Origin of the sequence: Pseudomonas sp. BF-RE-21 (genome assembly GCF_019947305.1) — a bacterium.
Lineage (GTDB): Bacteria > Pseudomonadota > Gammaproteobacteria > Pseudomonadales > Pseudomonadaceae > Aquipseudomonas > Aquipseudomonas migulae.
In genome coordinates this window covers 110940-119423 of record NZ_JAGYGF010000016.1, presented here as the reverse complement: position 1 = coordinate 119423, position 8484 = coordinate 110940, and the positions used below count along the sequence as shown (strand labels likewise).

Annotated in this window: 9 protein-coding genes; 1 reads left to right on the top strand and 8 read right to left on the bottom strand. The window is 61.1% G+C overall.

The features are described from left to right. Positions 1-539 precede the first annotated feature (539 nt). Positions 540-968 (top strand): nuclear transport factor 2 family protein, encoded by a 429-nt coding sequence (locus KGB25_RS13855; RefSeq protein ID WP_008027251.1) that lies wholly within the window; start codon positions 540-542, stop codon positions 966-968. 50 nt (positions 969-1018) lie between these two features. Here KGB25_RS13855 and KGB25_RS13850 read toward each other — a convergent pair whose 3' ends face one another. From KGB25_RS13850 to KGB25_RS13815, 8 genes are all read right to left on the bottom strand, one after another. Beyond that, on the bottom strand, positions 1019-1294 hold the full coding sequence (locus KGB25_RS13850) for a DUF971 domain-containing protein (RefSeq protein WP_008027252.1): 276 nt from the start codon (positions 1292-1294) through the stop codon (positions 1019-1021). Then, positions 1291-2253, bottom strand: coding sequence for a HEAT repeat domain-containing protein (locus KGB25_RS13845; RefSeq protein ID WP_223435243.1), 963 nt, complete (start codon positions 2251-2253; stop codon positions 1291-1293). The genes KGB25_RS13850 and KGB25_RS13845 overlap by 4 nt, the downstream gene beginning before the upstream one ends. Further along, positions 2250-3098, bottom strand: a complete 849-nt coding sequence (locus KGB25_RS13840) for an ABC transporter ATP-binding protein (protein ID WP_223435241.1) — start codon at positions 3096-3098, stop codon at positions 2250-2252. The genes KGB25_RS13845 and KGB25_RS13840 overlap by 4 nt, the downstream gene beginning before the upstream one ends. Continuing rightward, positions 3098-3880 carry an ABC transporter permease gene (locus KGB25_RS13835; RefSeq protein ID WP_223435239.1) on the bottom strand — a complete coding sequence of 261 codons (783 nt, stop codon included), beginning with the start codon at positions 3878-3880 and terminating at the stop codon, positions 3098-3100. The genes KGB25_RS13840 and KGB25_RS13835 overlap by 1 nt, the downstream gene beginning before the upstream one ends. Before the next feature lie 128 nt (positions 3881-4008). Then, on the bottom strand, positions 4009-5415 hold the full coding sequence (locus KGB25_RS13830; protein WP_008039050.1) for an ABC transporter substrate-binding protein: 1407 nt from the start codon (positions 5413-5415) through the stop codon (positions 4009-4011). 236 nt (positions 5416-5651) lie between these two features. Further along, a complete protein-coding gene (locus KGB25_RS13825) occupies positions 5652-5897 on the bottom strand; it encodes a ferredoxin family protein (protein WP_007946457.1) in 246 nt (81 codons plus the stop codon). Positions 5898-5922: 25 nt separating this feature from the next. Beyond that, positions 5923-7653 carry a fumarate reductase/succinate dehydrogenase flavoprotein subunit gene (locus tag KGB25_RS13820; RefSeq protein ID WP_192228316.1) on the bottom strand — a complete coding sequence of 577 codons (1731 nt, stop codon included), beginning with the start codon at positions 7651-7653 and terminating at the stop codon, positions 5923-5925. Next, on the bottom strand, positions 7650-8402 hold the full coding sequence (locus KGB25_RS13815; RefSeq protein WP_008039052.1) for a GntR family transcriptional regulator: 753 nt from the start codon (positions 8400-8402) through the stop codon (positions 7650-7652). The genes KGB25_RS13820 and KGB25_RS13815 overlap by 4 nt, the downstream gene beginning before the upstream one ends. Positions 8403-8484 lie beyond the last annotated feature (82 nt).

Genomic DNA, 8484 nt, shown 5'->3' with positions numbered 1-8484 from the left:
CCCTGTAGGAGCCGGCTTGCTGGCGATAGCGTCCGTCCAGTCAACAAACAAGTTGGCTGACCCACCGCTATCGCCAGCAAGCCGGCTCCTACAAAGGTGTCGGGAGAAAGCGAAAACGACAAAGCCCGCACAAGGCGGGCTTCGGGATTCGAGTAGGTGGCCGGCGCTGGTCTCCGGCTTACAAGGTTTATCAGGACTCTCACAGAAGAGTTTTGTGCTCTTCTGCTTCACACGGCATAAGGGCTGGATCTCAGCGCGGAGATCTTTCTAACCGTGTACCCTTCGGAACGCGCCCCACGTGTCCTTGCCATCCGCTTGCGCATCAGTCTGCGTCTTCACCTACAAGTTCTAGACTAGTACACCCTCCCGAACCGCGCCCCGGAATTTTTAGAACGATTTTGCCCATGGCGACGGACGTCAGGACGGAAAAATACTAACCAGTGGCCGAGGGTTTTGCCGCCGGAGGGTTTCCCTTCAAGCCCTTTGATGTACAGTCTTCGCCGACGTTTGCAGAACAACAAAAAATACAGGAGTTGAAAATGTCGGAACTGAAACTGCATCCAAACGCCGCACAATCCTTGAACCAATGGCACGCGATGATCAAAAAGGCCGACTTGAAGGCCTTGCCCGAATTACTGGACCCGCAAGTGGTTTTCCGCTCGCCGATGGCGCACACGCCTTATCCAGGGGCGCCGGTGGTCAACATGATTCTCAACACGGTGTCCGGCGTGTTCGAGGACTTCCAGTACCACCGAGAACTGTCGACTGCGGACGGCTTGAACGTCATCCTCGAGTTCAGCGCCAGGGTCGGTGAAAAACAGCTCAAGGGCATCGATATGATCCGCTTCAACGAACAAGGAAAAATCGTTGAATTCGAGGTGATGGTCCGCCCCCTGAGTGGCTTGCAAGCCTTGGGTGAAGAGATGGGGCGCCGACTGGGCGCTTTCCTGGCCGCCAGCAAAGCCTGACCACTGCGCAGCGCTTCATCGGCGGGCACACTCACCGGTGAAGCGCGTCATCAGGCCAGGCTCGAAAGATACGGCCACGGGTAAATGCCCCGTTCGTGACCATCGCTGAAAATCAGTTGCAGGCCATAGCCCTGCGCATTCAATTCGATGACTTGCACTCGGTCATCGACCCTCGGCGTCAACCCTTTCAAGCGAAACGCCCGGCACTGCGAACACGGGCATTGCCGGCGCAACTCGGCATGATCCAGCAACTGCTCACGACCATCCGGCCAGTTCAGCCGCAGCTGCTGTTTGCTCCGGGAATTGCCGATCGCCAGCGGGTTCATTGCAACTGACTCAAGGCAATGCGCACGGCTTTGCGCACTTCCGGGTCGCCGTCGTTCTGCGCGGCCTGCAACGGCGCAACGGCGCCTTTATCGTTCAATTCGCCGAGGGCCAACGCGGCCTCCTTGCGCAGGTTGCTGATGCGATGACCGAGGGTTTCGATCAATGCGTCCAGCGCCGGGGCATAACGCAAGCGACCGAGACTGCGGGTGGCGCGCAGGCGCACTTGCCAATAATCATCGCTCAACGCTTCGACCAATGCCGGGCCGGCGTCGGTATGACCGACCTTGCCGAGGGTGGTCGCGGCTTCTTCGCGCACTTGCCAGGCGCCGTCCTGTAATGCCTGGCGCAAGGCCGGCAGGACGTGCGCATCGGAGGCCAGGCCAAGGGCTCCCGTGGCGGCGCGACGGACTTCGGTGTCCGGGTCGTGACTGGCCAACGTCGCCAGGGCCGGCAATGCATCGAGTTGTTTGAGCCAGCCGAGCACGCCCACAGCTTCGCGGCGAACGCTGGCGTCTGCATCGCCCAGCGCCGCCAAAGCAGCGGTCGCGGCATCGGGGAAACGCAATTCGCGCAACGCCCGGAACGCGGCGATACGCACGTTGATGTCGGCATGCCCGGTCCACGGCAGAATCACCCGGCCGGCGGCTTCACTCTTGAGCAGGCTCAGGCTCTGCGCGGCGGCGGTCTGCACGGCCGGCGACGGATCGGTCAACGCCTGGCACAGCGCTTCAACGACCGGCGCATCCTCCCAGGCTTCAAGCAGGCGCGCGGCTTCGGCGCGAACCTCTGCGGTCGGGTCTTCGGCCAGTCGATCGACCAGCCACAGCAAACCGTCCGGTTCTTCCAGGTCTGCCAGCTCGATCAGGGCGATCCGGCGCACGCCGGCGTCGGCATCGGTCAGGCGCGGTTGCAGGGCGAGAATGTCATCGTTATCGGTTACATCGAATAGAGAGGTCATAGGGCAAATCGCGGCAGTTTGTTTTCAGGGGGAAGTCCGAGAGGGTTCAGGCGCGGTAGCTGCCGACCGTCTTCGTGACGCAGTAATTCGAGGCAATGGCGCTTCAAGCGGGAAAACTCATGGCTTGTCACCAGTTCGCTGGTGCGTGGCCGAGGGAAGTCGAGGCGCAGGTCTTCGATGATCCGCCCGGGACGCGTGCTCATGACCAGCAGCCGGTCGGCGAGGAACAACGCTTCGTCGATGTCGTGGGTGACGAACACCACGGTGGTGCGAATCCGCGACCAGATGTCCAGCAGCAGCTCTTGCATGTTCAATCGGGTCAGCGCGTCGAGGGCACCGAAAGGTTCGTCCATCAGCAACAGGCGCGGACGGTTGATCAGCACCCGGGCGATCTCCACCCGCTGCTGCATGCCACCGGACAACTGATCCGGCCAGCGCTCGGCGAACCCTTCGAGGCCGACCAGCGCGAGGATTTCATCGGCGGCTTCGTGCCGTTCGGCCTTGCCGATGCCGCGCATTTTCAGGCCGAACGCGACGTTGTCGCGCACCGTGCGCCAAGGGAACAGCGTGTGGTGCTGGAACACCATGCCGCGCTGGGGCGAAGGACTCGACACGTCTTCGCCATCGACTTTAAGGCTGCCGGCGCGAGGTTGCAGGTGTCCGGCCAGCGCGCCAAGCAAGGTCGATTTGCCGCAACCAGAGGGGCCGAGAATGCACACGAACTGCCCCGGTTCGATCTGGCAATCGAGGCCTTGCACGGCTTCGAACACGGCACGGCCCTCCCCGAGGCTGATCGACAATCCGCGAATGTCGATGCGCCCTTCAAGGTGTTGAAATACGCTCATCAGGCTTTTCCTCGTGGACGATGCCAAGGCGTCAACAACCCGCCCAACCGTTTGATCAGCAGGCTGCTGCCCATGCCGAGCACGCCGATCAGCAACATGCCGACGACGATGTCGGCGTAGTTCTGGATGGTGTAGGACTCCCAGGTGTAATAACCGATGCCGTATTGGCCGGAGATCATTTCGGCGGTCACCAGGCAAAACCACGAGGTGCCCATGCCGATGGCGAGGCCGGTGATGATGCTCGGCGCGGCGCCCGGCAGAATCACCTCCAGCAGAATCGCCCGACGCCCTGCCCCGAGGCTTTTCGCCGAGGCAATCAGGCGCGGGTCGACGCCTTCGACGCCGTGCACGGTGTTGAGCAGGATCGGGAACAGCGCGCCGGTGAAGGTGATGAAGACCATCGACAGTTCTGATGACGGGAACATCAGGATCGCTAGGGGAATCCAGGCCACGGCCGGGATCGGGCGCAGGACTTCCAGCGGCGGCAACAGCAAATCTTCGGCCCATTTTGAACGGCCGATGGCCAGGCCCAACACGATGCCGATGATCAGCGCCGCGAGGTAACCGGCGAAGACCCGGCTGAGGCTGCTGCTCAGGTGCTGGGCGAGTTTGCCGGAGTCGCCCAGGCCCAGAGCGGCTTCGATCACCGCCAGCGGTGTCGGGACATTGGCGAAGGTGACCAGGCCGAGGTTCCAGTGGTGGCTGGCGGCGAGTTGCCAGAACAAAAGGCAGAGCAGAATCGAGGCTGCTCTTGGAATCCAGCGGATAAATGATCGGTACACAATTCTTCCTCTCAACCGAGCCCCTGTAGGAGCCAGCTTGCTGGCGATGGAGTGTCAGTCGATATTTCTTCCGCTGACACACCATCGCCAGCAAGCTGGCTCCTACAGGGGGAGCGGTGCCTGGGGTTTTAGCGGGCGGCTACGGCCTGGGTGGTGGCGTCGGTGAAGTCGAGGACTTTGCCGCCTTGGGCCGTGGCGAATTGCTGGGCCTGGCCCTTGAGCAGGAACGCGCTGAGGCGCCCTTTCGCGTCACTGGCAAACCACGCCTGATCCGCCAGCAACTTGATCCCGCTGTCACTCGCCTGGGCATACACCGCGCGGATGTTTTTGCCTTCAGACTTCAAACCGGCCAACGCGGTGAACGCCGATTCCGCCGAGGCGTACTGCCGGACTTTCGGCTCGCCGCGCACCCAGATCTCGGCCACATGACTGAAGTCGGTGATGGCTTTGCCACTCAACGCATCCACTGCTTTGAGCGGGGTCTGACCGTAGTTGGCCAGTTGCGCGGTGTAGTCCAGCTTCGAGGCCTTGAACGCGGCGCGGATGTACTGGTCGTCGATGAAGGTGTTGAGGTCGAGACCGCGATCAGCCTTCTTCAGCAGCTTGAGGGTGTCGATGGCGGTGCCGACCGCCTGGCGATATTCCGGCTTCCAGCTCAGGTCGCGGGTCTGCACGCCGAGCGGGCCGTGGAACAGGTAATTGACCTCGGCATCGACGCCGGTGACCTTGGCGATCAACTCGCTGTACTTCTCGGGTTCTGCCGCCAATAACTGGTTGGCTTCGAGGCTGGCGCGCAGGTACGCGACGACGATTTCCGGGTACTTTTTCGCGTAGGCCTGATCGACCAGCGCGCCGTGGAACGTCGGCGTATTCGCCTGTGAACCGTCATAGATCTTGCGAGCAAAACCTCGGCTCGGGAACAGTTCGGCGAACGGCACAAAGTCGGCGTGGGCGTCGATCTTCCCGGCCTGCAACGCCGAACCGGCGACTTCCGGCGGCTGGGCGATGATGTTCACGTCTTTGAGCGGGTCCCAACCCTGAGCCGCCACGGCGCGCAGCAACATGCCATGGGCGGTCGAGGCGAACGGCACGGAAATGGTCTTGCCCTTCAACTCGGCCAGTGATTGCACGCCCGAAGCACTCGGCACGACGATGCCGTTGCCGCTGCCCTTGATGCTGCCCGACAGCACGCTGATAAACAGGCTGTGCTTGCCGGCGGTTTCAAACGCGACACCGTTGAACGAGCCGGGGAAATCGGCCATCGCGCCGAAGTCCAGTTTGCCGGCGACCATCTCGTTGGTCAGAGGCGCGCCGCTGGTGAAGTTCTTCCACTCGACCTCGTATTTGGCGTCTTTGTATTGGCCATCGTGGGGCAAGTATTTGTCCAGCAGGCCGAGCTCGCGAATCAACAGGCCGCCGGCGGCGCAGTTGATCGTGGTGTCCTGGGTGCCGATGGCAATGCGGATGGTTTCGGCGGAGGCCGACAAGGTGAATGAAGCCAGTACCAGACCGGCCAATGCTGCACGCAATAACATGGTGAATCCCCTCGAATCATTTATAGGATGTTCGTCTCCGCCACGATCAGGGCGTGGTGGGAAACGAGGGGTGTTGGGTGAATCCAGCGTCCGGTGTTTCCGGATGGCTTTGGGTTGTCTGGGCGGGCCTCATCGCTGGCAGGCCAGCTCCCACAAGGTTCTCTGTTGCCAGCGAAATCCGTGTCCCACTGAAAATCCCTGTGGGAGCTGGCCTGCCAGCGATGGCGTCCTGTCAGTCAACGCAGCAAATAAGGGATTTCGACTTTCACCGCCCCGGTCGGGCAGTCCTTTTCGCAGGGCATGCAGTACCAGCATTCGTCGAAGGCCATGTAGGCCTTTTGCGTGGCCGGGTTGATCGCCAGCAGGTCCATCGGGCAGACGTCGACGCACACGGTGCAGCCTTTGTGGGCGATGCACAGGTCCTCGTCGACCGTGACGGGCGCGTTGGAACGGAAGAAAATTTCCTGGGGTTGATAGGCCATTGGTCGGTCTCTCTTATAGTCAGGCTCAGGCCGCAAAGGCACCGACACGCAGCCGGTCGTAGGCCTGCATTTCTTCGGCATCCAGCGGGATGATGTAAGGCTCGACGGCTTTCTTGAAACTGCTCATCTGGCCGTTTTCATCCTTCTTCAAATGGCAATGGCAGAACCAGTCGCTGTCGTTGCGTTGCGGGTGATCGACCCGATAGTGGTAAAGCCCCCAACGACTTTCGGCGCGGAACAACGAAGCGCGGGCGGCCATTTCAGCGCAGTCGCGGATCATGCTGACTTCCATGGCGCGCATCAGTTCGTGGGCGTTGTGGGCCTTGATCTGATCGAGATCGCGCTGGATATCGCTGAAACGCTGCAGGCCGATTTGCATCTTCTTGGTCACTTTCGGCGGTTGCAGGTAATCGTTCACGAAGCGTCGCAGCTTGTACTCGACCTGGGCCGGCGGCAGTCCGTGTTCGCGGTCCAGTGGCGCGTAGACCCGCGCTTTCTCTGTCTCGATCTGCTTGGCATCGACCGCTGAAAATTCGCGACCGGCGACAAAATCCGCTGCGTTGGTACCGGCAAACCAGCCGTAGGTGAACGCGCCAAGCATGTAGTTGTGCGGCACGGCGGCCATGTCACCCGCCGAGTACAAACCCTTGACCGAGGTTTCGGCCTTCTCGTTGACCCACACACCCGACGCCGAATGCCCGCTGCAAAAACCGATTTCCGAGATGTGCATCTCGACCATCTGCGTGCGGTAATCGGTGCCGCGATTGGCGTGAAACTGACCGCGACTCGGGCGTTCGTTGCTGTGCAGGATCTCTTCGATGTTCTGAATGGTTTCCTCGGCCAGGTGATCGAGTTTGAGGAACACGGGGCCGTTGCCGCTTTCGAGTTCCTGGTGGAACTCCCACATCATCTGGCCGCTCCAGTAGTCGCACTCGATGAAGCGCTCGCCCTTGTTGTTGGCGGTGTAGCCGCCCAACGGACCGGTGACGTAGGCGCAGGCCGGGCCGTTGTAATCCTTGATCAGCGGGTTGATCTGGAAGCATTCGAGGTTCGCCAGTTCGGCCCCGGCGTGATAAGCCATGGCGTAACCGTCGCCGGCATTGGTCGGGTTTTCGTAGGTGCCCATCAGGTAACCCGAGGACGGCAAACCGAGGCGCCCGGCGGCACCGCAGGCGAGGATCACCGCTTTCGCTTTGATCACATGGAAGTCGGCGGTGCGGCAGTCGAAGCCCATCAGGCCGTTGACCGCACCCTCTTCGTCCGTCAACAAGCGCGTGCACACCACGCGATTGGTGATGCTGACCCGGGCGCGTTTCAACTGGCGGTACAGGACTTTCTTGATGTCGTGCCCTTCCGGCATCGGCAGCACGTAAGCGCCCATGTGGTGGACCTTTTTCACGGCGTAGTCGCCGGTTTCATCCTTCTCGAACTTGACGCCCCAGCGGTCCAGTTGCTCGATGGTTTCGAAGCTGTGGGTGGCGTAGGCGTAGACCGCTGCCTGATTGACGATGCCGTCGTTGGCGATGGTGATTTCCTTGGTGTATTGCTCCGGCGTGGAATGGCCGGGAATGATCGCGTTGTTCAGGCCGTCCATGCCCATGCTGATCGCGCCGCTGCGTTTGACGTTGGCCTTGTCGATCAGCAACACGCGCAGGTCGCGGTTGCGCTCCTTGGCCTTGATTGCCGCCATGGGACCCGCCGTGCCACCGCCGATCACGACGATGTCGTATTCCTGTTCGAGGGTACTTCTTGTCATGCCTGCGCCCCTTTGTGCCGGTCGATCCGCAGGCGGTACTGGAAGGCATCGCCACGGTAGTAAAGGTGTTCGAAGTCCACGGGTTGGCCGCTGGCATCGTGAGTCAGACGCTCGATGCGCATGATCGGCGAGCCGGGTTCGATGTTGAGCGCCTGGGTCAGGTCGCTGTCGGCGAGTACGGCGTCGATGGCCAGATCGGCATGACCGAGGGCCAGGCCGCAGTCGTTTTCGAGGATCAGGAAGATGTCGCGGGTGACCAGATCGGCCTTTTCCAGCCGTTCGCCGATGGCTTTGGGCAGGTAGGTGATTTCCAGTGAGATCGGCTCGCGGTTGATCAGGCGTACCCGCTTGATCTGCGCCACGATCTCGCCTTCGGCCACCTGCAAACGTTCGGCGACGAGTTTGTCGGCGGGGATGAATTTGAAACTGCGCAGGCGGTTGATCACCTCGTAGCCGCGCCCGGTCATGGACTCGGCGAGGCCTTGCAGGGTGCTGACGTTCTGGAAGGTTTTCGGCTTGGCGACGAAGGTGCCCTTGCCGTGAATCTTGAAGATCAGTCCTTCTTTTTGCAGATCGCCGAGGGCCTGGCGCACGGTGATGCGGCTGACTTTGAACAACGCGCCAAGCTCGCTTTCCGAAGGCATCTGGCTGTCTTGCGGGTATTCGCCGTCGAGAATGCGGGCACGCAAGACGTCGCGCAGTTGCGTGTGCAAAGGAACACTGCTGAGGGAGAGAACGTTATCGGTCATGGCAGATCACTTGTTATAACGAGTTATGACGTGATCTTAGAGTTCTAGTGCGGGGGTTGAGAAATACTGTTTGAGAATAAGG

Excerpts from the sequence above, each read along its gene's own strand:
- KGB25_RS13855 (WP_008027251.1), top strand. The coding sequence starts at position 540 with ATGTCGGAACTGAAACTGCATCCAAACGCCGCACAATCCTTGAACCAA.
- KGB25_RS13850 (WP_008027252.1), bottom strand. The coding sequence starts at position 1,294 with ATGAACCCGCTGGCGATCGGCAATTCCCGGAGCAAACAGCAGCTGCGG.
- KGB25_RS13845 (WP_223435243.1), bottom strand. The coding sequence starts at position 2,253 with ATGACCTCTCTATTCGATGTAACCGATAACGATGACATTCTCGCCCTG.
- KGB25_RS13840 (WP_223435241.1), bottom strand. The coding sequence starts at position 3,098 with ATGAGCGTATTTCAACACCTTGAAGGGCGCATCGACATTCGCGGATTG.
- KGB25_RS13830 (WP_008039050.1), bottom strand. The coding sequence starts at position 5,415 with ATGTTATTGCGTGCAGCATTGGCCGGTCTGGTACTGGCTTCATTCACC.
- KGB25_RS13825 (WP_007946457.1), bottom strand. The coding sequence starts at position 5,897 with ATGGCCTATCAACCCCAGGAAATTTTCTTCCGTTCCAACGCGCCCGTC.
- KGB25_RS13820 (WP_192228316.1), bottom strand. The coding sequence starts at position 7,653 with ATGACAAGAAGTACCCTCGAACAGGAATACGACATCGTCGTGATCGGC.
- KGB25_RS13815 (WP_008039052.1), bottom strand. The coding sequence starts at position 8,402 with ATGACCGATAACGTTCTCTCCCTCAGCAGTGTTCCTTTGCACACGCAA.